Below are 22,181 nucleotides of genomic sequence, written 5' to 3'. Positions count from 1 at the left end.
TGCACACATGGTTCACAACGACGTTCTGCGCAGCGTGCGCTACATGCTCGACATCAGCGACAAGAAAGTGGTCGAGATCATCAAACTCGGCGGCCTGGACGTCACGCTGGCTGATGTCGTGAAGTACCTCGACAAGAAAGAAGAAGACGAAGAAGGTTTTGTACGCTGCCCGGACGAAGTCATCGCGCACTTCCTCGACGGTCTGGTGATTTTCAAGCGCGGCAAGGACGAAAGCCGTCCGCCGCTGCCGATCGAACTGCCGGTGACCAACAACATCATCCTGAAAAAGCTGCGTGTGGCCTTCGAACTGAAGGAAGACGACATGCACGCGATCCTCAAGGCTGCCGACTTCCCGGTGTCCAAGCCTGAGCTGAGCGCTTTGTTCCGCAAAGTAGGCCACACCAACTACCGCCCGTGTGGCGATCAGTTGCTGCGCAATTTCCTCAAGGGCCTGACCCTGCGCGTTCGCGGCTGACCCATTCGATCACGGCGACTTCGGTCGCCGTTTTCATGCATGCCCCTCCATTCCCTCGAAAAATAGTGGCTCCGCTTTTTGCGGCCGGCGACTAGGGTGTACTGAACCCTAGCCCTCAGGATTCGCCATGCACCCGTATTTCTCCCTGCAAGGCCGCACCGCCCTGGTGACCGGCGGCACCCGTGGTATCGGCAAAATGATCGCCAAGGCCTTTGTCGAAGCCGGCGCCCGCGTATACGTCTGCTCCCGTGACGCTGAAGCCTGTCATCAAACCGCTGAAGAACTCAGTGCTCTGGGCACTTGTCAGGGCATGGCGGCGAACCTGGCGACCGAAGAAGGCGTGAAAGAGCTGGTTGCGCGAATGGGCGAGCAGATCACTCATCTGGACATTCTGGTGAACAACGCCGGCACCACCTGGGGCGCGCCGCTGGAGAGCTACCCGGTCAAGGGCTGGGAGAAAGTCATGCAGCTCAACGTGACCTCGGTGTTCAGTTGCATCCAGCAGTTTCTGCCGTTGCTGCGCCAATCCGGGTCGGCAGCCAATCCGGCGCGGATCATCAACATCGGTTCGGTGGCGGGGATTTCTTCCTTCGGTGAACAGGCCTATGCCTACGGGCCGAGCAAGGCTGCCCTGCATCAACTGTCGCGGATTCTCGCCCGGGAACTGGTGAGCCAGCACATCAACGTCAACGTCATCGCACCGGGTCGTTTCCCGAGCAAGATGACCCAGCACATCGGCAGCGACCAGCAGGCGCTTGCCGAAGACACCGCACTGATCCCGATGAAACGCTGGGGCCGCGAGGAAGAGATGGCGGCGCTGGCGATCAGCCTGGCGAGTACCGCCGGGGCCTACATGACCGGGAATATCATTCCACTGGATGGAGGGTTCAGTCTTTAGCTCGGCGACGCGGCCTTCGCGAGCAGGCTCGCTCCCACATTTGGAATGCGTTCCCCTGTGGGAGCGAGCCTGCTCGCGAAGAGGCCAGATCTGCCAGCACCAGACTTGAAGCCTGCCGGGTTATCATGCCCGCCCTGCTCCGCTTCGAATGCACACCATGACTTACAGCGTTTCCCCCATCGGCTTCGTCCGCTCCTGTTTCAAGGAGAAGTTCGCCATCCCGCGCCAGCCGCAACTGGCCCCCGCCGCCCGTGGCGTGCTGGAACTGGTGGCGCCGTTCGATCAGGGCGACGCTGTACAGGGACTCGAGCAGGTCAGTCATGTCTGGCTGCTGTTCCTGTTCCATCAGGCGCTGGAAGAAAAACCACGCCTCAAGGTCCGCCCTCCGCGCCTGGGTGGCAACAAGTCCATGGGCGTGTTCGCCACCCGCGCCACGCACCGGCCGAACGGCATCGGCCAGTCGGTGGTGAAGCTGGACAAGGTCGAGGCCAATCGTCTGTTCATTTCCGGCATCGACTTGCTGGATGGCACGCCGATTCTCGACATCAAACCCTACGTGCCTTACGCGGATATCATCGCTGACGCCTCCAACAGCATCGCCAGTGCCGCGCCGCACCTGATCGACGTGCAGTGGACGGATGCGGCGCTGCAACAGGCGCACACGCACGCTCAGCGCCTGGCCGAGCCGCTGGTCGAGCTAATCGAGCAATGCCTGGCTCAGGATCCGCGCCCGGCGTATCAGACGCCCGCGCCAGAGCGCGAATACGGCGCGCAGTTCTGGGATCTGGATGTGCGCTGGCATTACCCGACACCGGAGCAGATCCGCGTCCTGGAAGTCATCCCCGCCGAGGCGTGAACTCCGGAAACGAAAAAGCCCGCGCTGCCTTCTCAGGCAACGCGGGCTTTTCTGTTTGCATCGTCGGGATTATTTCTCGACGAATGCACGCTCGATCAGGTAGTCACCCGGCTCGCGCATACGCGCCGAGATCTTCAGGCCGAAGCTGTCGAGCACTTCGCTGGTTTCGTCGAGCATGCTCGGGCTGCCGCAGATCATCGCGCGGTCGTCCTGCGGGTTGATCGGTGGCAGACCGATGTCGCTGAACAGCTTGCCGCTGCGCATCAGGTCGGTCAGACGGCCCTGATTTTCGAACGGCTCGCGAGTCACGGTCGGGTAGTAGATCAGCTTGTCACGCAGCGCTTCGCCGAAGAACTCGTTCTGCGGCAGGTGCTCGGTGATGAATTCGCGGTAGGCGACTTCGTTGACGTAACGAACACCGTGAACCAGGATCACTTTCTCGAAGCGCTCGTAGGTTTCCGGGTCCTGGATCACGCTCATGAACGGCGCCAGACCGGTGCCGGTGCTCAGCAGATACAAATGCTTGCCCGGGTTCAGGTCGTCCAGCACCAGGGTGCCGGTCGGTTTTTTCGAGATGATGATCTCATCGCCTTCCTTCAGGTGCTGCAGCTGGGAGGTCAGCGGACCGTCCTGCACCTTGATGCTGAAGAACTCGAGATGCTCTTCCCAGTTCGGGCTGGCGATCGAGTAAGCGCGCATAAGCGGGCGGCCGTTTGGCTGTTGCAGGCCGATCATCACGAACTGACCGTTCTCGAAGCGCAGGCCCGGATCGCGGGTGCACTTGAAGCTGAACAGAGTGTCGTTCCAGTGATGAACACTGAGGACACGCTCGTGGTTCATGTTGCTCATGTACGTGGGACTCCTGGAGATTGATCTGCGCCTGCCCGGCTGGTGTTGAAGAATGCCGACGGTGCGCAATTGCATCGCATTCTAATAGCGCCGACAATATCTGTTAACTGGATTATTAAGATAAGGGTTATCGGTTATATCGATATGCGATTTACTCTTCGTCAACTGCAAGTCTTCGTCGCTGTCGCCCAGCAGGAGAGCGTGTCCCGTGCTGCGGGTCTGCTCAACCTGTCGCAATCGGCCGCCAGCACGTCCATCACCGAATTGGAGCGCCAGTCCAGCTGCCAGCTGTTCGATCGCGCCGGCAAACGCCTGAGCCTCAACGCCCTCGGCAAACAGTTGTTGCCGCAAGCGGTGGCCCTGCTCGATCAGGCCAAGGAAATCGAAGACCTGCTCAACGGCAAATCCGGTTTCGGCTCACTGTCGGTGGGCGCGACCCTGACCATCGGCAATTACCTGGCGACGCTGCTGATCGGCGGTTTCATGCAGCGCCACCCGGAAAGCCAGGTGAAGCTGCATGTGCAGAACACTGCCAATATCGTGCAACAGGTTGCTCATTACGAAATTGATCTGGGTCTAATCGAGGGCGATTGCAGCCACCCGGACATCGAAGTACAGAGCTGGGTCGAGGATGAACTGGTGGTGTTCTGCGCCCCACAACATCCGTTGGCCAAACGCGGCAGCGCGACCATGGAGGAACTGACCCATGAAGCGTGGATTTTGCGGGAACAGGGTTCGGGGACGCGCCTGACGTTCGATCAGGCGATGCGGCATCACCGCAGCGCGCTGAACATCCGGCTGGAGCTGGAACACACCGAAGCGATCAAACGCGCGGTGGAATCAGGTCTGGGGATTGGCTGTATTTCGCGTCTGGCGCTGCGTGACGCCTTCCGGCGCGGCAGCCTGGTGCCGGTGGAGACGCCGGATCTGGATCTGGCGCGGCAGTTCTATTTCATCTGGCACAAACAGAAGTACCAAACCTCCGCCATGCGCGAATTCCTCGATCTGTGCCGCGCCTTCACCGCCGGGGTGCAACGCAGCGACGAGATCGTTCTGCCGAGCATCGCTTAAAGCAGAATCACCGCCCACACCAGCGCGATCATGCTCAGTGCCACGAATTGTGCGGCACTGCCCATGTCCTTGGCGTTCTTGGACAGCGGGTGCAACTCCAGCGAGATGCGGTCGATAGCCGCCTCCACCGCCGAATTCAACAGCTCGACGATCAGCGCCAGCAGGCACACCGCGATCAGCAGCGCCTGCTCGACCCGGCTGACATTGAGGAAAAACGTCAGCGGAATCAGCACCACGTTAAGCAGTACCAATTGGCGGAAAGCGGCTTCGCCGGTGAAGGCGGCGCGCAAGCCGTCCAGCGAATAACCGGATGCATTGAGGATGCGTTTCAGGCCCGTCTGGCCCTTGAAAGGTGACATAAAGTAGATAACCGACCGAAAGGAAGTGGGGAAGCTAGATCAACGAAAGTCAAAAAAGCGTGAAGACGCCAGTGCTTACTGGCTCGGAATTGACTCAAGTTGTTGCAGCAGTAAAGCTGCCTGGGTCCGGGTCCGCACGTTCAACTTGCGGAAAATCGCCGTGACGTGGGCCTTGATGGTCGCTTCCGACACACTCAGCTCGTAGGCGATCTGCTTGTTCAGCAAGCCTTCGCAGACCATGGTCAACACCCGGAACTGCTGCGGTGTCAGGCTCGCAAGGCCATCGCTGGCGGCCTTGGCTTCATCCGAAACGCTGACCGCCTCGAATGCCTGGGGCGGCCAGAACACGTCGCCATCCAGCACTTTGCGCACCGCTTCCTGAATCACGCTCAGGTCGCTGGATTTGGGAATGAAGCCACTGGCGCCGAATTCCCGGGACTTGACCATCACCGAGGCTTCTTCCTGGGCCGAAACCATCACCACCGGAATCTGCGGGTATTGGCCGCGCAGCATCACCAGCCCGGAAAACCCGAAAGCACCCGGCATGTTCAGGTCCAGCAGCACCAGATCCCAGTCAGCCTTTTCGGTCAGGCGGGCTTCCAGCTCCGCGATGCTCGCCACCTCCACCATGCGTACATCCGGGCCAAGGCCCATCGTCACCGCTTGGTGCAGTGCGCTACGAAAAAGAGGGTGATCATCGGCAATCAGGATGTCGTATGTGGCCATTTTTCAAATGATCCTGTTTTTGATGGCAGGCCCGCGCATTCGGGTCGTGCCAAAGCAAATCCAGATACCGCCCGGCAGCGGTATCCACAGGGGCACGTTCAACGCCAATCACGAACAAAAGCGGCGTTTCAAACCTTGGCCGCACCCCAATCGGCGCCAAGCATGACCAGCGAAGCCGGGGTGGTCAAGCCGCACGGCCACTGCTTTAGCAGTATGGGCCAGGATCAGGCCGGTACTGGCGCCGCGTTTCGGATATAGGGCAGCAATTCGGCGTGGGCCGGCGTCGACACATCGACGTCCAGTTGCTGCTTGGCCCCCAGGTAATGCTGGCTGAACACATCGAAATAGGCATCCAGCGCCGACGCCGCGTCCGAATCGCCGGCCAGCTCCAGGCACAGAGCCGCCACTTCGGCGGTGCACAGGTGCTCGCTGCGGGTCGAACGGCGCAGGCGATAGCGCGACAGTTTGTCGGGCAACAGGCTGAGGATCGGCAAACGGTCGAAATACGGGCTCTTGCGGAAAATCTTCCGGGCTTCGGTCCAGGTCGCGTCCAGCAGAATGAACAGCGGGCGCTTGCTGCTATCGAGATCCACGGTGTTGGTCACCCGCGAAGGTTCGACGTACTCGCCGGGAAACACCAGATACGGCTGCCATTGCGGGTCGTTCAGCAGCGCCAGCAGTTGCTCGTCGGGCTCGGTCCGCGACCAGATAAAGGCATGGTTGTCGCGCACGATGTCGGCGATCAACCAGCCGGTGTTGCTGGGTTTGAACACTTCCTTGCCGGTCATGATCAGGCAAACGCCCGAGCGCGCATCGACCGTGGGCCGCCAGGCACACAGGCAATGGCTGATGATCACCCGGCAATCGCGGCAGCGCGGGGAGCGAAAGCCACGGGCCTGGATCGGCTTGATGCCTTCATCCTCGCGCTGGTCGCGCAGGCGGGCCACGGCGTTGGGGGCATGATTCATCGCAGGCGGCACCGGCAGACAGGAAAACTCGACACGAACGACACTCGGCAGGGCAATAAAGGGCGGCAGTTTACCAGAGCGACGGGGACAAGCCTGTACCCTCCCGACCGGCTCCCCTATAATTCGCCGCCACTGAACGCACAGTCACGTGGCTGGTCGAACCACCAGTCACTGAACCAGGAGAGTTTCATGCTGCGCCTTATCGTTCCCACCGCTGCCATTCTGCTGGCTTCGTCCTTCAGCGCTCAGGCTGCGTCCCTGAGTGAGCAGAATCTGAACCGAGAGCTGCGCAATGTCGCCGCACAAAGCAGCGTCGGCACGCCACGGGCGATCAACGAAGACATTCTTGATCAGGGCTACACCGTCGAAGGCACCACGCTGGTCAATCACCTGAGCGTGCAAAAGAGCCACGCCGACAAAATGCGCGCCGATCCGAAAGCCGTGTATTTTCAGCTGGGCGCCTCGGTCTGCAACAACCCGTCGTACCGCAAGCTGATGGCCAAGGGCGCGATCATGCGTTATGACTTCACCGAAGTGAAAACCAACAAGGCGATCGGCTCCGCCAGCTACCAGGAATCGGATTGCCCGAAAGCGGCTCCAGCGAAGAAGAAGTAATCATCTCGACGTGGCGCGCCGTTGTTCATCCTCGGCGCGCAGTTCGGCCAGCAAGGCCTGCAAGTAACGCGAGCGGCGCTCCCCTCCCGCCAGGCGTCGGCAGCACTCCTCTTCGAGACTCACATGGTTGGTCTCGGCCGATGCTTTCAACAATCGATACAGCTGCGCATCGATCTCCAGAATGACTCTGGTCATGTGTCCCGCCTCCTTGCCACCCGCAAATCCTTGAATAGCGTGCACCTTGCGTACGCTCGTTGACGCAAAGTTGTCGTACGGCGCCTTTAACTTAGTAAATCAGAGCATTCAGCCCTCGACGCTGCATCGGACGAGCGGTGAAAACACCTCGCAAAGCGGCAATAAGCAGTTGCCAGCAAAGACTTTGCGGCGCGATGCTCAATGAGCGAAAAATGCATTGAGGGTCTAGATTCAACGTATTCCCGATCTTTATTAACGGCAGGAAAGGAGCTGCCGGCTGTTTGTTTTCTTGCAGCGCGGCACTGACGTCGCACGTCAGGGCCGGAAGCTCTGTGCAGAAGGAGAAGTTGCATGCCTTACCAACCAAATGACCTGCTCAGCCGTCATTTTCAGGAAAGCGGCCCCGACCTCATCAGCAAGGTCGAAGAACAACTCAACCTGGTGTCACCCAACAGCCCGAATTCCCCCATCTACCGCGACATGATCCTGACCGTGCTGCGCATGGCCCAGGAAGATCACAACCGCTGGAATGCCAAGATCACCCTGCAAGCCCTGCGCGAACTGGAGCAGGCCTTTCGCACGCTCGAACAGTTCAAGGGACGACGCAAGGTCACGGTGTTCGGCTCGGCTCGTACACCGGTCGAACATCCCCTTTACGCCATGGCTCGGGAACTCGGGGCATCGCTGGCCCGCTCGAACATGATGGTCATCACCGGTGCCGGCGGCGGAATCATGGCCGCCGCCCATGAAGGGGCCGGTCGCGATCACAGCCTGGGCTTCAACATCACCCTGCCCTTCGAGCAACACGCCAACCCCACCGTGGACGGTACCAATAACCTGCTGCCGTTCCATTTCTTCTTCACCCGCAAGCTGTTCTTCGTCAAGGAAGCCGATGCGCTGGTGTTGTGCCCGGGCGGGTTCGGCACCCTGGACGAAGCTTTGGAAGTGCTCACGCTGATCCAGACCGGCAAAAGCCCTCTGGTGCCGGTGGTGCTGCTGGACGCACCGGGCGGAACGTTCTGGCAAGGCGCACTGGATTTCATCCGTCAGCAATTGGAGGAAAACCGCTACATCCTGCCGACCGACCTGAAGCTGATGCGCCTGGTCTACAACGTTGAGGAGGCGGTGGAGCAGATCAACCAGTTCTACGGCAACTTCCACTCCAGCCGCTGGCTCAAGCGCCAGTTTGTCATTCGCATGAATCACAAACTTAGCGATCAGGCCCTCGACCATATGCAGGAGGCTTTTGCCGATCTGTGCCTGAGTGATCAGTTCCATCAACACGCCTACGCCGGCGAAGAGCACGACGAAGCTCAATTCAGCCACCTGACGCGCCTGGCATTCGCGTTCAATGCCCGAAACCACGGGCGTCTGCGGGAGCTGGTGGACTACATCAACCAGCCGGAAAACTGGGCCCAGTCAAAACCCCAGACCGCGCAACGCACCCGCGAACCGTCGAAGGTAACGTGAAGGCAAAAAAAAACGGCCCGCTATCGAAATAGCGGGCCGTTTTTACTTTTTAGATGAAGCTGAGCTGAAGCTGGAGCGATTTAATCGTCCATCCCTCTTCCGCTGAACAAACGGTTGATCATCTCCATCGAGAATCCCCGGTACGCCAGGAATCGACCTTGTCTGGCGCGTTCCTTGGCATCACCGGGAAGCTGTCCGGAGAACTTCCGTTGCCACGTGTCCGTTAGCTGCTCCTGCCAGTTGATACCGCTCTCACGCAAGGCGAGTTCGATATCGGCGCGTTGCAAACCGCGCTGGCTCAGTTCTTCGCGAATCCGCAGTGGGCCGTAACCGGAGCGGGCGCGATAGGAAACAAAGCTTTCAAGATAGCGGGCTTCGGAAAGCAGCCCTTCCTCCGTCAAACGGTCGAGGGCGGTTTCGATCATCTCGGGGGGAGCGCCACGCTGACGCAGTTTGCGCGTCAGCTCGACTCGACCATGCTCGCGGCGTGCGAGCAGGTCCATGGCGGTTCGCCGCACCGCGACGAGGGTATCGAGTACGGCGGTTGTCATCGGTGCAATCAGATGTCGGCGTCAGCCAGGTCGTCTTCGGTCTCTTTGACCGCAGAAGCCTTGGAATCAGCAATCACAGCTGGCGACAGCAGTTTGTCACGCAGTTGCTTCTCAAGCTTGGCCGCGACTTCCGGGTTGTCCGCCAGGAACTTGGCCGAGTTGGCCTTGCCCTGACCGATCTTGGTGCCTTCGTAGGCATACCAAGCGCCGGACTTCTCGACGAAACCGTGCAGTACGCCCAGGTCGATCATCTCGCCGTTCAGGTAAATACCCTTGCCGTAGAGAATCTGGAACTCGGCCTGACGGAACGGCGAAGCAACCTTGTTCTTCACAACCTTGACGCGGGTTTCGCTGCCGACCACTTCGTCGCCTTCCTTCACCGCGCCAGTACGGCGGATGTCGAGACGAACCGAGGCGTAGAACTTCAGCGCGTTACCACCGGTGGTGGTTTCCGGGCTGCCGAACATCACGCCGATCTTCATGCGGATCTGGTTGATGAAGATCACCAGGCAGTTGGCGTTCTTGATGTTACCGGTGATTTTACGCAGCGCCTGGGACATCAGACGGGCTTGCAGGCCCACGTGCATGTCACCCATTTCGCCTTCGATTTCAGCCTTCGGTACCAGCGCGGCCACGGAGTCGACGATGATCACGTCAACGGCGTTGGAGCGCACCAGCATGTCGGTGATTTCCAGGGCCTGTTCGCCGGTGTCCGGCTGGGAAACCAGCAGGTCGTCGACGTTGACGCCCAACTTGCCGGCGTACTCAGGGTCGAGGGCGTGTTCGGCGTCGACGAAGGCGCAGGTCGCGCCGGCTTTTTGAGCCTGGGCGATCACGGACAGCGTCAGTGTGGTTTTACCGGAAGATTCAGGACCGTAGATTTCAACGATACGGCCTTTTGGCAGGCCGCCGATGCCGAGTGCGATGTCCAGACCCAGAGAGCCGGTGGAAATGGCCGGGATCGCCTGACGGTCCTGATCGCCCATACGCATTACGGCACCCTTGCCGAATTGACGTTCGATCTGACCCAGGGCCGCAGCCAAGGCTTTCTTCTTGTTGTCGTCCATTAAAGTCCTCACGTAATCAATAAGGCCTGACGGCCAACACCTGTATAAGTAGCCAGTATTATTCCACAGCGTTCACGGATCGCCTACCCCTGATTTTCGATTTCTCGTGCCGCTAGTCGCAGCAAGCCCTCTAGCGCGGCCTTCACCGTTTGTCGGCGGACGTCGTCGCGGTTGCCGGGGAAGTGCTGGACCTCGCTGGAAACCTGGTCGCCCACGCCCCACGCCAGCCAGACGGTACCCACCGGTTTGTTCGGCGAACCACCGTCCGGCCCGGCCACACCGCTGACCGCCACGGCAAACCGCGCCAGGCTTTTTTCCTGGGCGCCGCGCACCATGGCCTCGACCACCTCGCGACTGACTGCACCCACGGTGCCGAACAGCTCCGTCGGTACATTCAGTTGCTGGGTTTTCTGGCGGTTGGAGTAGGTCACGTAACCCGCCTCGAACCACGCCGAACTCCCAGGAATGCGGGTGATGGCTTCGGCAATCCCGCCACCGGTACAGGACTCGGCCGTCGTGACGTGGGCATTGAGCAATTGCAGACGTCGGCCAAGTTCGGCCGCCAGTTGAGTGATTTCTTTCACGGCGCGCTCCGGATCGGATGGAATGGGTACCACCGTACACGAGCCGGTTGCGCTTTCAATACACAAGCTTATTCAAAATGTGCAGGCGCCAGCGCTCTGATATAGGCCTGACAAGCCTGCAAGGCGATCAGTCCGCGGTCGCCTTCGCCGGTGATGGCGACAATTCGTCGAGCATGCGCCGGGTCAAGTCGGGCGCGTATGGCTGCATGATCCACGCCGCCGGTGCCGGAGGCGGCTGGCACACCACAGCCTTGGGCAGCGTCGCCTGCGTCGATGAGGACTGACAGGCGCAGATCAGCAGTGGCAAGACGATCGCGCAGGCGATCCTGATCACGTTGGGCATCGTTCAGAGCTCGGTAATGGGTTTGTTCACTGGCCGTGAGCCGTTGCTCCAGGGCCAGACGCTTGTCCTGTTCGGCCTGTTGCGCGGTGGCAGCGGCCGAAGTCAGTTGATTGAGGGTCTCGGCCTGCAGCCGGGCCTGTTCGGCCAGTTGGCGGCCGTAGCGCCAGTCCTGAAACTGCCAGGCCAGCGCCGCCGACCCTGCGGCCAACAGCACCAGGCCAATCAGCCGCCAGACGCTCAGACCGAAGGCTGGCATAACACCGCCCTCGCCCGCCCCCAAAGCTCCAGTCGATCCTGCAAGCCGTTCAACCCGCCGTTGATCCGCCGGGTGATGCTGTTGAACTGATCCTGATCCGCCAGCTCGTTCAGGCCGTTCTGCGCCCAGAACCATGCGGCAGACTCGGCCGCCCATTGCGGTTGTTCCAGCAGTTCCGGCAGCGCCAGCAAGCGCTCGTCACCAAACAGCCCGAGGCTGCACTGGCGATAGTTGGTGCGGCCGGTGATCTGGATCAGTCCGCGCCCGCGATATTTCTGCCCGTCGCCATCGGCCTCGGGCGTGTTGCCCAGACGCAACGCCAGCGTACCGGTGTCGTATTTGCTCAGGTATTGGTTGTTGCCCAGTTCACGCACGTACTGCAATTGCCCCGATTCGTGTCCGATCTGGGCGAGAAACGCGGCAATACGCTTGGGCGTGTCGATGCGATGGCGCGCCATCGCATCGTTGAGCGGTGAAACAAAAACGCCCGCTTGGCGGCGGGCGTTGGGCATGATGTTGAGTAGGTTGTCTTCAGTGATTTGCATAATGCTCGGTCCTCCCTGGATGCGCCGATTGAATCACGGTTGGCGACCAAAGCTGATCAGCCATTGTTTACCTCAGTTTTCAGCGTGCTGTCCGGGGAAACCTGGATCATTCGCTTGAACAACCCCAGCATGCCCTGGCTGGCCGTCGCACTCTCGAGCGGCAGATCCAGAGGCAGTACCTGTCCCCCGGAAACCAGCCACTCCTGGTACTCGAGCCAGTCACGGTTGGTCGGATCCTGTGGAATGAACGCTGAATCACCCAGGCGCAGAACGCCAGACGATGTGAGCTGATAGCTCATGGACTTACCTCCTAGATTTCCGCGTCCGCGGTCCATTCGATCTGCAAAATCTGCCCGGGAACACTGCCGACAGGAGTCACAGTGGCAATGGCAAAGCTTCTCTCGGTCACGCTTTGCAAAACGGTTCCCGTACACGCCTTCATCAGGCCCTGATGCCAGACTTGATTGCTCGCATCTCCCGGGCAATACAGCACGATGGTAGGTTGTACGCGCTTGAGCACCTGCATATCGATGCTCATACCGTACTGACCGGTATTGGCTACCGCAGCCTGGGTGAAGTTACCAATGCAGGTTGCGGCACCATTGTTCGAACGGATCTGCAGACGGTTAGCAAAAGACTTCTCAAAATAACGCTGGCAAAGGCTCAGCTCTTCCGCCGCCGGACGGTATTCAAACGCTGTCGCAACCGGCCCCTCCTCCAATTGCATCTGTGCCAGATCGACGGTCTGCAACACGTTGAGCGGCAGATCGAACGACAAGGTCAGGCAGTCATTCACGCCTAGCATTTTCCCGGCGATGGTTGGCACCTGAAACGTTGCGCTGTATTTCTTCCACGACGTACTCAGTTGAAAGACGTCGACAACCTTCACGACACCCTCCGAACCGCCCGCCCCGAATTGCTGGGCAATCGTGACACGCAAAGGACGCGTCGCATCGGATCGCGCCCAGAAGCTGACTGTCGCCATTCGTCCGGCCAGGGTCCTGACCGATTCAATGCTCTGGGCGACTTTATGCACCGTTGCTCCCGTGCCTGCGGTGGCCTGCTGCCAGCGCAGGAAATAAGCGGGTTCACCCACGACTTCCGTTTGACCGAGGGCAAATTCCTGGCGCGAAATGCTGACACCAGCGTTGCCGTTCCAGTCGCACCGGAAGCGATCCGCCACATACCCACCGATGTTCGGCGCCTGATTGGTCGTGCCGCGTTGCCAGATATTGAATCCGCCATTGATCAACAGATTCTTGCGATACACCTGCACAGGAAACTGCTGCAACGGATCCGGTTTCGCCAGTTGCCGGATGGCCTGGGCCAGTTGATCGGTCTGCTCCTCATCCGGCGTCAGGCCGGCGGCCGTGATCGCGTTGAGAATTTCCTGGGTCACACTGTTGCCCCAACTGGCCGGGATCAACGATCCCGGTTTTCCGGCAATCGGGTCTTCATCGACGAACTTGCCATTCTCCAGGCCTGAGCCGGGAACGCTTTTCGGATAATCCACTTTGATTCCTCATTGATCGGGTCAACGGTTCAGCCGTTCGACCGCAGCAAGCCTTCAAGCCAGTCGGGCTCTACAGGGCGAGCCTGGGCATCCGGAAATTCCGGATCATTGGGCCAGTCGCGCATTGCCTGCCGATAGGCAAGAAGCTGTTTGAATTCTTCGGTACGCAGCGTCGTGCCCTCGCCGACTTCCAGCTCTTCAGCGTCACGCCACACCAGCCATTGAGTGTCTTGCAGGACGTTGTCGCGCCACGCGCGCTCCCGGGAAGCCAGTGCCTGCGGGGTGATGACCGGGTCGTTCAATACGGGCTGACCGCTGGCACTGGCGCTGATGACCTTGCCGCTTGCCTGCCCGGCAAACAGTTCGGCGTATTGGGCGCGGGTGATTTCCACGGCGCCTTCAGGTGGTTCCGGATAGGGGCTGTCGACCAGTTCAAAGCCGCGTGTCTGTGCATGAAAATAAATAGCCATGGTTATCGTCCCCAAACCAATATGCGCCCCGAAATTCCAGGTTCAGCCTTCACACTCGACGCCAGGACATTGCGAACCCTGGCAACAACCGTCGATGTCGTGGAGTTGGCCCCGTCGAATGCCCAGACAGTGACGTTGGAACTGCCCCAGCCTGCCGGATAACCCTCATTGGCGATCCCGCCGAGGACAGCATTGGGAAACATCATCGGCAACGACACCGTCATGACTCCATTCGCATCGGAGCCCCCGGTCACCCACTGCACGATCAAGCCGCTGGGAAGTTTCTGATATCCGGCCGTGGCGAACTGCGACGCATAGAGCGCCGAATACTTCAACGCTGCGGTGCCGTAAACGACCCAGACACCCGACTCCCGGACGAAGGTTGCGCTCTCGCCCGCGTTCATCGTGATCGAACCCAGATAGGCCCCCTGGGGGCTGATCTGCGTACCGGTTTTACTGGCAACCGTGACCGCTGCGCTGTTTCGGCAATGCAGGCTGATCGTCGCGCCGCTGGGCACTGCAGTGGCGTCCGGCAAGGTCACGGTGTACGCAGCGTTACCGCCCATCCCGATCGAGCAGCCGATATCGGCCAGGGTCAGTTGGGTCGAGCCGGAGATGCCGCGAGCGCTGGCGTAGTTGCCCAGCGCCCGCTGGACAAACTCGGCCGTTGCAGCCGATCGGCTGACATCGAATTGCGCAGCCGTCGTGAACAACCCCGGACTGCGCAGTGCGTCGAGCAGTTGATGAGTGTTCGCCTCGTTGGGCGTCATGCCGGCGGCCTGTACGACACTGAGAATTTCCTGCGTGACGCCGTTGCCCCAAGCGGCAGGAATCAGCGAGCCGGGTTTTCCGGCGACGGGATCCTCATCGACAAATTGCCCGTTCACCAGCCCGACGCTGGGTACGCTTTTGGGATAGTCCAAGATTCATCTCCTTATCAATCGGTGGTGACGGGGCCTGGCAGCGAAGGCCAGGTGATTTCCCGGGGGAAGCCTGTCTGCTTGTCGATGCGATTGAGCTCCACGCTGTAGAGCTTCCATTCGAGCAACTGCATCTGTTCTTCGTGAGTGGCATCGCCGATGTCTTCGGCGTATTGCAGGGGGGCGATGCGCAGGACGGCTTCGCGCAGCAGCGTGTCGCGCTGCTCCAGCATCTGCTGGCTGATGCTGAGCAAGCGGGCCTGCTCATCCAGTTGCCAGGCGTCGCCGCGCCACACATGAAATTCCCCCGGCCAGGGCTGCGTTGTGAGGGTATCGGGTAACTCTCCCAGCTCACTCCAGATCTGCTGCCCGCCGCCGTCCTTGCGGAAAACCGGACCGCGCCGGTCAATCACCTCTCGCGGAACACCATTGATCAAGGCCCAGATACGACCGGCTTCAGGCGCGGGCAACTCAAAGGACAACTCCACCGCATTGCCGGGCAGTTGAATACCGATCCCCGGGGTCACAAAAAACTCGACAGGCCCGGACAAGGCGCCCGAGCCGTCAAACAGATAATTGAACATAGGCACCTCAGATGAGCTTGATACGGCCGGGATAGGCGATGTTGCGAGGGCGGGACTTGAATGCCAGCAGCAAGGTGTTGGCAGCATCTCGTTGGTAGGTCGTATTGGCAGGGAAGACAGGGCCGCCGTTGACCAGTCCGGACACGTATTGCGGCTCTTCACGAGACTCGGCACCGAAGCCGGTCAGGCTGTCCGACCACCACGCCCCCACCGCACCGGCACCATTGGCACCCATGGCATACGAGTGAATCGATCCGGCCTGAAAGGAACCCATGGCACGACCGACATCCACGCCCCTGCCCTCGTCCAGCACTCGCAGAAACTCACCGCGCCCTTCAGGGCCACGGAAGGTTGCGGCACCATCACCCGACGTCCATTTACCTTCGTTGCCCGCGCGCGCGGCCTCGGTGCCCAACATTCCGGAAAGCTGGGCGTGGTCCCACAACCAGGGCCACTCGGCACGTTTCATGACCGTGCCATTGAGCGCACCGTAACCACCGGGACTGAGCAAGGTGGTTGTCTCGAAAAACGGCCGGCCAAGTGGAGTGTTGTCAAACCGGCCGACCGGCCACCAGCTACCGGCGGCATCGCTGCGCAACTGCCACCAGTCCCCGCCGCCCATCAACACCAGAAACGGATAACCGCTGGGTGACAGGTGCGTGTGAAAACGAATGCGGTCGGAACCTGACGCCTGAACGATCAGCCGGTTGCCGCTGTTATCCATGCGCCGAACAATCACATCACGCACACCCAGCGCCGCGTTTGCCGGCGGCAACGTCACCGTCACGGCACTGGATCCGCCATCGATCAGCACCAGGCCCAGCTCCGGGTCGGTCAGCGCCTTGGAAGCCGTCAGCCGTGTCACCACTGAACGCATAGGACTGGCATTGCCGACAATCGATTGAATGGCTCTGAGCAGCTGACCGGTATCGGCCTCGGCGGCTGTCAGCCCGGCACCGGTAATCACGTTGAGAATTTCTTGCGTAACGCTGTTGCCCCACACCGCCGGAATCAACGAACCGGGCGTTCCCGCCACCGGGTTTTCATCGACGAAGCGGCCATCGACCAGGCCGACGCTGGGGACACTTTTTGGGTAATCCATGGGTGCTCGTTCCTCTGTAATGACAAATGAAACGTGGCCGCGCGCAAGCTTTCGCCGCGACGCAGACGTCTCTGTTCCTGAAAATAAAAAGCCCACAATGAAGTGGGCTTGGGTGATGCGATTGCGGTTACGAGGCCGGGTTGGCGGTCAGTTCACGAATGGCCTGCAGCGCCTCATCGGCGGCAGCTCGGGCCTGATCCATCTGACCTTTGCCTGCGCAGGCACGAATCTGGGTCTTGGCCTTCAGGCGCAAGGTGCGCAGGGTCAGCAGGCTGTCGCTGAGCTGGGCGGCCTTGTCGAGAATCTGCTCGGCCGACTGTTTCGCCGAACGGCCCTTGGCAACCCAGGCGGCGACGGACAGCGGCACTTCCTTTTTCGGGTAACCGGCGTCCTGAAAGGCCTGAGCGTCGACGGCAGCCTGGGCGTATTCCAAGGCTTTGAGCGGATCACCGGCCAAAGTCGTGCGCGCACTGTCGGCGACGGCATCGACCCCGGCGCACAGGCGTTCGGTTTCCTGCTGCTCCAGTAACGCGGCTTTGTCAGCGCTGGCAAGCCATTGCTCACCGTCCCACTCATGGGCGGCAGAAGGTGGTACCGGACGCAAGCCGTCTTCGAATTGATGCAGTTCCTGAATGATGTTCATCGGATCAACTCCCAAGACAAATGCACATTCACGGCCGCCGTGAAATTGACTGCGATGCCGTTCGAATAATCGGTTTGAGAAAAGCTTTTGATCCCCATCCCGAATAGCAATTCATCACTGGCGGCATTCCCTGCGTTCCAAGTGTGCTCGGCTTGGTACACCTGCCACAGCGAACGCAGTTCCGAGTGATCGAAACCGGCCGTCAACGTTGAAAGCGTGGTGTCGTTGACGACGTTACTGGTGAAGATTCCCACCGATGCGCCTGCCGTTCCCCAACCGTCCCAATTATTGGACGTACTGATAGTCGGATTGAGGAAACAGTAATTCCCTCCCAGCCAGCCGCCCGGTGCAAACGACACACCAGTGATAGCCGTCGGGTGTGGGGTCGGATTCCCGACCACCAGACGCGCTGTTCGCGCATGAGGGTCAAGCGGCAGATAGACCACGCCATTGCCATTGACCACTTGAGTCCAGGACAACCGGTTACGGTTGTAGATCTGCCGGACAATCGGCACAGATCCCGGACCCGCCGTGACTACCCACGCGAGACAGATATCCAGCGGTGTCGACTGGAACCCACCCCCCGCAGCACCATTGACCGTCCCCTTCAAGCCATCAGGGCTGGCGTCATAAATCGTCCCGCGCTGCATGTAAAACGTCAGCGCACCACCCACCACCTGCGCTCGCAGAAAGTAACTCGAGCTCGGTAACAGATCGGCGCTGCTCCAGGCCTGAGTGGTGAACGTACGCGAACGTCCCAACTGCCCCGCCACCACTTCCTGACCGATGCTGACGTAAACACCCGCCGGCACCGACACTCGCCCGCCACTGGTCGATGCGGCGGCCGGTGTGATCGGCATCCGCGCATCCGTCGTGGCAACCGTTGGCAACGGCAACGCTGCCAATGGCAACGCCAGATCCTGATTCCAGCCCTTGGCCGAAACGCTCTGTATTGCCTGCAACAACTGATCGTATTTCTTCTCGTCCGGGGTCAGATCCCCGGCCTTGATCACATTGATGATTTCTTGCGTAACGCCGTTGCCCCAGTCAGCAGGGATCAGCGACCCCGGCGTTCCGGTCAGCGGGTTTTCATCGATAAATTTCCCGTTCACCAGACCGGCGCTGGGAACACTTTGTGGATAGTCCACGTGCGGACCTCCCGTTATTCAGAGGGATGATGTTCAGGGTTGGTTTTCAGGGATCAGGCCAGTGGCGGCCTCAGGCAGGCAGTTCGGGCCAGACTACGTGTTGCGGGTAATCCGGCTGTTTTTCGATCTTGTTCAGTGCCAGCTTGTACGTGGCGTAAGCCTTGAACCGCTGCATGTCATCGGCATCCAGCAATCCTGCGATGTAGGCATCGGCCATGCCGACAGTCTGCTGATCGGCCTCTGCCAGCAGCTCATCACGTCGCGCCAGCGCAGCTGCTCGCCGCTCGGCATCGACTTGCTGCGAGGTGTTCGGCAAGGCGTGCTTGGTGACCTTGCCTTCGGTGTATCGCCAGATGCCGTCACGTTCATCGATCGTGCGCAGGAATAGCTCGTCGGAAATTTCCACCGCGCTGGCCGGAATCTGCGTGTGAATCATCGGGTCATAGCGCCCAAGGAGTTCACCCTGGGCGTCAAAATCAATAAATTTCATCGTCTTTACCTTTGATTTCAGAAGCCCATGGCAAACCAGTTCCAGCCACCGGGATCGGAGTTTGAAAATCGTTGAAACTGGCTTAACGAGAGTCTGTAAAAGGAAAAACGCAGGTCCGCGAAACCCGGGGAAATATCGCTACCGGACAGGAAAAGCACGGCGTTGGGAAAGGCAATCGGATAGGTGATGGTTTCGCTGAGGCCGCCGCCCGTGGCCAGACCCCATTGCAGAATCAGGCCGCTGGGAAGACGCTGATAGCCACCGGCAGTTCCCAACGAAGCGCCGAACGCCGGAGAGTATTTGAGTGCTCCGTCCCCCGTGTCCAACCCCCACCCGCCGCCCAATAGAAGGCGCCTGAAGGTCACGTAGCTGCCGCCGACAAATGAAAGGGAGGTACCCGAGACCCCATTGGTGGTACTCAGGGTTTCGCCAGTTCTGGCTTTCACCGTCAAACCACCGGAGCTGGCGACGAGAGATACCAGTCCGCCCGCAGGAACGCTTGACCAGTCAGGCAAGGTGGCCGTGCTCGGTCCAGTGAAGATAGAGAGTTTGCCGACGTCCGCGGCCGTCAACGTCACTTCACCGACGTAGTTGGTTTGCCCCGCCAGACTGCCCAGTGCGCGCTGGACAAACTCCGTCGTCGCAACCTTCTGGCTGGAGTCGAACTGTGCAGGCGTTTCAAAAAGTCGCTTGCCGCGCAACGCCTCCAGCAATTGCGTGTTCAACCCCTCGGTGGGCTCGATGCCCGCCGCCTTGATGACCGTCAACACTTCCTCGGTCAGCGCATTGCCCCATTCGGCAGGAATCAACGATCCCGGCGTTCCCGTGATCGGGTTTTCATCGACGAATCGGCTGTTGACCAGACCCACACCGGGCATGCTTTTCGGATAATCCATCCCGTTATTCCCTAGTCATAGTTGATGTGCACCTTGGTATGCGCCGGTGCCGCCCGGTGGATCAGGCATTCCAGCGCCGAGCCCGGATTGACGCCGAAGCGCTCGCCCCAGTAACTCGCGCCATAACGCCGGCCGAGCAGCAAGCGGCCGCCAGTGTTGAGCGTCCACATGAACTGCGCTTCCCAGGTGCCCCAATGCGCTGCGCCAAAACGCGAACGGCCCATGCGCGGGGCTTCGAGTTCGGTGATGGTGGCGTTGGGGTAACCCTGGCTTTTGGCGATTTCCAGGTAGTAGCCGACGGCCTGGCTGCCGACCGCCAGCAAGCGGCGGCGCACGGCGAGGCGACGGTCGTCGAACAGTGGTGTGGCGCCCAGGCACGGATCGGGCAGGTTCATCACCTGTTCCCAGTCCGGCACCAGTTCGCTGACACCGGCCGGGTCCATTTCGTTGAGCAGGTCGGCGGCGCGGGCGTCGAGGCGCGCCAGTTCGACGGCGACGCCTTGCAGCACTTCCTCGAGTTCCGGCACGCGCTCCGGATCCCACGCCGGACCGCTCGGCAGCAAGGCGCGCAGTTGCGCCTGGTATTGCGCGGCGGTTCTTATGGCAGCCATACGCAACCCCCGAAGGTGAGCAGTTCGCTGTCACCCGCGGCCACGTTCGCCACCGGGGCCGAGAGCACGTGATCGGTTTCACCCGCCGCGCTGCTGATCGCTTCGCGGATATGGCTGATCAACAGATCCTCGCCCAGGTCGGCTTCACGGTTATGCAGGTCGCGCAACTGGGTTTCGACGGCGGCGCGCACGGCGGTGGTGTCTGGGGTCAGCTTCAGTTGATAGGTCACCGGTTTTTGCACCGGCGGACGCACATGGACTTCGGCGGTCACCGGGCGCAACGGTTCGATGTAGGCCTGCACTTCGGCCAGTTGATCGGCATTCGGCACCGGTTGCGGATCGTCGTCGCGCATGATGTACACGCCGACGGTGCCCGGCCCGAGGAAGCCGCCTCGGCACCAGGCACGAGTCACGCCCGGCACTTCCAGCGCCCAGGTCTCGTAGTCGCTGGCCGAACCGCCGTGAGGGATCACGCGGTAGGAACGGATCACCCGCGAGCGCAACGACTCCAGGCTTTCCCGCGCCACGCCGCCATTGAGCCCCGGCGCCAGCACCACAAAACTGTTGCCGACCACGCCGGTGATCGGCTGCACCGGCGTCAACGCCAGCCCGGCCTCGGCATTGCCCAGGCTGCCGGCCTCCAGCGCGGCGATGCTGGTGCTGTTGACGCCATTGACGGTGGTGCGGGTGGCGGTGACTTTGAAGGTGCGGCCGTCACTCGACTGCAGCAACGTATCGGCGTCCAGCACCGCGCCCGCCGTCGCGTTGAAGCTGACGTTGCCGGTGGCGACCTGCGCCGGTTTGCGCGGCTGGTTCAGGCGCAGTGCGGCGATGCGTTCCAGGGTCGATTCATCGGCGGTGTCGGGCAGGATCTGCTCGGCAATCCAGTCGAGGTAGCCGTACAGGCCATAAGCGGCGCCGCCGAGTGTGCGGGCCAGGACTTGCGCATCGGACTGGCGCAGCGAATCGCCGGCCAGGTCGCTTTGGGTGCGCTTGATCAGCACCGGCAGCGAAGGGGTTTCAAACGGCATAGATCACCTGCCAACTGTTATCGGGGTTGATGTCCAGGCGTTCGCCGTCGGCCAGTGTCAGGACCGTGCGCAGGTTCAGGCGCTGGGCGTCGAGGCGTTCGCTGATGATGTCGATGGCGCTGCAATGGCCGTCGTCGATCAGCCATTGCAAGGCTTCGCGGGCATAGAACTCGGCGTCCATCTGGGTCTGGCGGGTCAGCTTGACCCGGCGCAACAGCCACAGCCGCGAGCCGATGCGATCGTCGGCCACGGTGGGAAAGGTGTCGCCCCACCAGCCGAAACGCTCCTCGTCATCGAGGGCATCGTCGTCGGCGGCACGGCGCCAGGTGAACAGGCTGATCAGCACCGCACGGGTCAGCGCGGCGTGGAGGTTCTGACTGAACAGCATCACTGACCTCCCGCCGGCGCGCCGGTCTGGCCATTGCCGGCCTGCACGCCAACGTGCACGTGTTTGATCTGGCTGATGCCGCCGGCCAGCTGATCGCCGGTGGAGACGATCTTGCCGGTCTGGTTGATCACCGGCGTGTCGAAGTTCACGGCGGTGCTGGCGCGGATATTGAGCGTGGCGGTTTCGATGTCGATGATCCGCCCCCGCTTGAAGTGAATTTTGTCGCCCTCGTCGGTGTAGATCGCCACCTCGCCGGCCGCCAGCGATTGCAGGCGGTAACGGCGGTCGGCGACCACCAGGGCGATGGCGTGGGAACGGTCGCCGCCGAGAAACGTGACGACGCCTTCGGCACCGGCCAGCGGATGGCTGGTGAAACCGTAGGGTTCGAAGTGCTCCAGGTCGTCGTTCACTTCACCGGCGGTGAGGCGCATTTGCAGCGATTGCAGCTTGGATGCCGAATTGGCGAGCACGACAGTGCCGCGCGCCAGCAGGCGTGTCAGTAGGCTCATAGGGTTTCCTTGGAATGTCAGCCCACCGCCCACCTGTGGGAGCGAGCC

General features: G+C 60.9%; 30 protein-coding genes. 6 read left to right on the top strand and 24 right to left on the bottom strand.

The genetic code is table 11. The features are described 5' to 3' along the window. The first annotated feature begins 7 nt into the window (after positions 1-7). The 3 genes from CAF76_RS16605 to tsaA all read left to right on the top strand — a co-directional run bounded on the left by CAF76_RS16605 (position 8) and on the right by tsaA (position 2,229). Entirely contained in the window at positions 8-475 is a 468-nt protein-coding gene (locus CAF76_RS16605) for a DUF1456 family protein (RefSeq protein ID WP_064593879.1), read from the top strand. A 127-nt stretch (positions 476-602) separates the two neighbouring features. Further along, the gene (locus CAF76_RS16600) at positions 603-1,373 is read left to right on the top strand and encodes an SDR family oxidoreductase (RefSeq protein WP_085647829.1); all 771 of its coding nucleotides are present in this window, start codon (positions 603-605) and stop codon (positions 1,371-1,373) included. Positions 1,374-1,530: 157 nt separating this feature from the next. After that, entirely contained in the window at positions 1,531-2,229 is a 699-nt protein-coding gene (gene tsaA / locus CAF76_RS16595) for a tRNA (N6-threonylcarbamoyladenosine(37)-N6)-methyltransferase TrmO (RefSeq protein ID WP_178076182.1), read from the top strand. 69 nt (positions 2,230-2,298) lie between these two features. Here tsaA and fpr read toward each other — a convergent pair whose 3' ends face one another. Beyond that, on the bottom strand, positions 2,299-3,078 hold the full coding sequence (fpr, locus tag CAF76_RS16590) for a ferredoxin-NADP reductase (protein ID WP_007908723.1): 780 nt from the start codon (positions 3,076-3,078) through the stop codon (positions 2,299-2,301). 144 nt (positions 3,079-3,222) lie between these two features. Between fpr and CAF76_RS16585 the strand changes: the two genes are divergently transcribed. Beyond that, positions 3,223-4,149 carry a LysR family transcriptional regulator gene (locus CAF76_RS16585; RefSeq protein WP_011332748.1) on the top strand — a complete coding sequence of 309 codons (927 nt, stop codon included), beginning with the start codon at positions 3,223-3,225 and terminating at the stop codon, positions 4,147-4,149. Here the strand turns inward: CAF76_RS16585 and CAF76_RS16580 are convergent. The 3 genes from CAF76_RS16580 to CAF76_RS16570 form a co-directional block, all read right to left on the bottom strand. Continuing rightward, the gene (locus tag CAF76_RS16580) at positions 4,146-4,508 is read right to left on the bottom strand and encodes a diacylglycerol kinase (protein WP_003222276.1); all 363 of its coding nucleotides are present in this window, start codon (positions 4,506-4,508) and stop codon (positions 4,146-4,148) included. The genes CAF76_RS16585 and CAF76_RS16580 overlap by 4 nt on opposite strands. Before the next feature lie 75 nt (positions 4,509-4,583). Next, the gene (gene erdR, locus CAF76_RS16575) at positions 4,584-5,234 is read right to left on the bottom strand and encodes a response regulator transcription factor ErdR (protein ID WP_085647827.1); all 651 of its coding nucleotides are present in this window, start codon (positions 5,232-5,234) and stop codon (positions 4,584-4,586) included. Between the two features lie 224 nt (positions 5,235-5,458). Next, positions 5,459-6,202, bottom strand: coding sequence for a tRNA-uridine aminocarboxypropyltransferase (locus CAF76_RS16570; protein WP_064593874.1), 744 nt, complete (start codon positions 6,200-6,202; stop codon positions 5,459-5,461). 189 nt (positions 6,203-6,391) lie between these two features. On the opposite strand from CAF76_RS16570, the gene CAF76_RS16565 reads away from it, so the two are divergent. Then, entirely contained in the window at positions 6,392-6,817 is a 426-nt protein-coding gene (locus CAF76_RS16565; protein WP_011332746.1) for a PA3611 family quorum-sensing-regulated virulence factor, read from the top strand. Here CAF76_RS16565 and CAF76_RS16560 read toward each other — a convergent pair whose 3' ends face one another. Beyond that, a complete protein-coding gene (locus CAF76_RS16560; protein WP_011332745.1) occupies positions 6,818-7,012 on the bottom strand; it encodes a hypothetical protein in 195 nt (64 codons plus the stop codon). 351 nt (positions 7,013-7,363) lie between these two features. On the opposite strand from CAF76_RS16560, the gene CAF76_RS16555 reads away from it, so the two are divergent. Then, positions 7,364-8,482 (top strand): TIGR00730 family Rossman fold protein, encoded by a 1,119-nt coding sequence (locus tag CAF76_RS16555; protein ID WP_085647826.1) that lies wholly within the window; start codon positions 7,364-7,366, stop codon positions 8,480-8,482. An 80-nt stretch (positions 8,483-8,562) separates the two neighbouring features. Here the strand turns inward: CAF76_RS16555 and recX are convergent, their stop codons facing one another. The 19 genes from recX to CAF76_RS16460 all read right to left on the bottom strand — a co-directional run bounded on the left by recX (position 8,563) and on the right by CAF76_RS16460 (position 22,133). After that, on the bottom strand, positions 8,563-9,033 hold the full coding sequence (gene recX, locus CAF76_RS16550; RefSeq protein ID WP_039771298.1) for a recombination regulator RecX: 471 nt from the start codon (positions 9,031-9,033) through the stop codon (positions 8,563-8,565). Positions 9,034-9,041: 8 nt separating this feature from the next. Then, entirely contained in the window at positions 9,042-10,100 is a 1,059-nt protein-coding gene (gene recA / locus CAF76_RS16545) for a recombinase RecA (RefSeq protein WP_003222269.1), read from the bottom strand. A gap of 83 nt (positions 10,101-10,183) precedes the next feature. Continuing rightward, positions 10,184-10,684 (bottom strand): CinA family protein, encoded by a 501-nt coding sequence (locus CAF76_RS16540; RefSeq protein ID WP_085647825.1) that lies wholly within the window; start codon positions 10,682-10,684, stop codon positions 10,184-10,186. Between the two features lie 68 nt (positions 10,685-10,752). Further along, positions 10,753-11,283 (bottom strand): lysis system i-spanin subunit Rz, encoded by a 531-nt coding sequence (locus CAF76_RS16535; RefSeq protein WP_085647824.1) that lies wholly within the window; start codon positions 11,281-11,283, stop codon positions 10,753-10,755. Then, the gene (locus tag CAF76_RS16530) at positions 11,265-11,828 is read right to left on the bottom strand and encodes a glycoside hydrolase family 19 protein (protein WP_039771292.1); all 564 of its coding nucleotides are present in this window, start codon (positions 11,826-11,828) and stop codon (positions 11,265-11,267) included. Before CAF76_RS16530 ends, CAF76_RS16535 begins: the two co-directional genes overlap by 19 nt. Positions 11,829-11,884: 56 nt before the next feature. After that, complete coding sequence (locus CAF76_RS16525) at positions 11,885-12,127, bottom strand: hypothetical protein (RefSeq protein ID WP_064593864.1); 243 nt, start codon at positions 12,125-12,127, stop codon at positions 11,885-11,887. Between the two features lie 11 nt (positions 12,128-12,138). Continuing rightward, positions 12,139-13,341 carry a carbohydrate binding domain-containing protein gene (locus CAF76_RS16520; protein ID WP_064593862.1) on the bottom strand — a complete coding sequence of 401 codons (1,203 nt, stop codon included), beginning with the start codon at positions 13,339-13,341 and terminating at the stop codon, positions 12,139-12,141. Positions 13,342-13,370: 29 nt separating this feature from the next. After that, positions 13,371-13,811 carry a phage tail assembly chaperone gene (locus tag CAF76_RS16515; RefSeq protein WP_085647823.1) on the bottom strand — a complete coding sequence of 147 codons (441 nt, stop codon included), beginning with the start codon at positions 13,809-13,811 and terminating at the stop codon, positions 13,371-13,373. A 2-nt stretch (positions 13,812-13,813) separates the two neighbouring features. Then, complete coding sequence (locus CAF76_RS16510) at positions 13,814-14,734, bottom strand: hypothetical protein (RefSeq protein WP_011332735.1); 921 nt, start codon at positions 14,732-14,734, stop codon at positions 13,814-13,816. Positions 14,735-14,748: 14 nt separating this feature from the next. Next, entirely contained in the window at positions 14,749-15,315 is a 567-nt protein-coding gene (locus CAF76_RS16505; protein ID WP_011332734.1) for a tail fiber assembly protein, read from the bottom strand. Between the two features lie 7 nt (positions 15,316-15,322). Then, the gene (locus CAF76_RS16500; protein ID WP_085647822.1) at positions 15,323-16,417 is read right to left on the bottom strand and encodes a phage tail protein; all 1,095 of its coding nucleotides are present in this window, start codon (positions 16,415-16,417) and stop codon (positions 15,323-15,325) included. Between the two features lie 127 nt (positions 16,418-16,544). Next, on the bottom strand, positions 16,545-17,060 hold the full coding sequence (locus CAF76_RS16495) for a phage tail protein (protein ID WP_085647821.1): 516 nt from the start codon (positions 17,058-17,060) through the stop codon (positions 16,545-16,547). Continuing rightward, a complete protein-coding gene (locus tag CAF76_RS16490; RefSeq protein ID WP_085647820.1) occupies positions 17,057-18,208 on the bottom strand; it encodes a phage tail protein in 1,152 nt (383 codons plus the stop codon). The genes CAF76_RS16495 and CAF76_RS16490 overlap by 4 nt, the downstream gene beginning before the upstream one ends. A gap of 70 nt (positions 18,209-18,278) precedes the next feature. Beyond that, positions 18,279-18,698 (bottom strand): tail fiber assembly protein, encoded by a 420-nt coding sequence (locus tag CAF76_RS16485; protein WP_085605284.1) that lies wholly within the window; start codon positions 18,696-18,698, stop codon positions 18,279-18,281. 17 nt (positions 18,699-18,715) lie between these two features. After that, a complete protein-coding gene (locus CAF76_RS16480; protein ID WP_085647819.1) occupies positions 18,716-19,594 on the bottom strand; it encodes a hypothetical protein in 879 nt (292 codons plus the stop codon). 11 nt (positions 19,595-19,605) lie between these two features. Next, positions 19,606-20,205 carry a YmfQ family protein gene (locus CAF76_RS16475; protein ID WP_011332730.1) on the bottom strand — a complete coding sequence of 200 codons (600 nt, stop codon included), beginning with the start codon at positions 20,203-20,205 and terminating at the stop codon, positions 19,606-19,608. After that, on the bottom strand, positions 20,193-21,236 hold the full coding sequence (locus tag CAF76_RS16470; protein WP_074691337.1) for a baseplate J/gp47 family protein: 1,044 nt from the start codon (positions 21,234-21,236) through the stop codon (positions 20,193-20,195). Before CAF76_RS16470 ends, CAF76_RS16475 begins: the two co-directional genes overlap by 13 nt. Then, positions 21,226-21,624 (bottom strand): phage GP46 family protein, encoded by a 399-nt coding sequence (locus CAF76_RS16465; protein ID WP_007954906.1) that lies wholly within the window; start codon positions 21,622-21,624, stop codon positions 21,226-21,228. Before CAF76_RS16465 ends, CAF76_RS16470 begins: the two co-directional genes overlap by 11 nt. Next, on the bottom strand, positions 21,624-22,133 hold the full coding sequence (locus CAF76_RS16460) for a phage baseplate assembly protein V (RefSeq protein ID WP_085647818.1): 510 nt from the start codon (positions 22,131-22,133) through the stop codon (positions 21,624-21,626). Before CAF76_RS16460 ends, CAF76_RS16465 begins: the two co-directional genes overlap by 1 nt. Positions 22,134-22,181: the final 48 nt, after the last annotated feature.

It is taken from the genome of Pseudomonas sp. B40(2017) (assembly GCF_002112855.1).
Classification (GTDB): domain Bacteria; phylum Pseudomonadota; class Gammaproteobacteria; order Pseudomonadales; family Pseudomonadaceae; genus Aquipseudomonas; species Aquipseudomonas pharyngis.
This window is presented reverse-complemented; position numbering and strand designations above follow the sequence as displayed.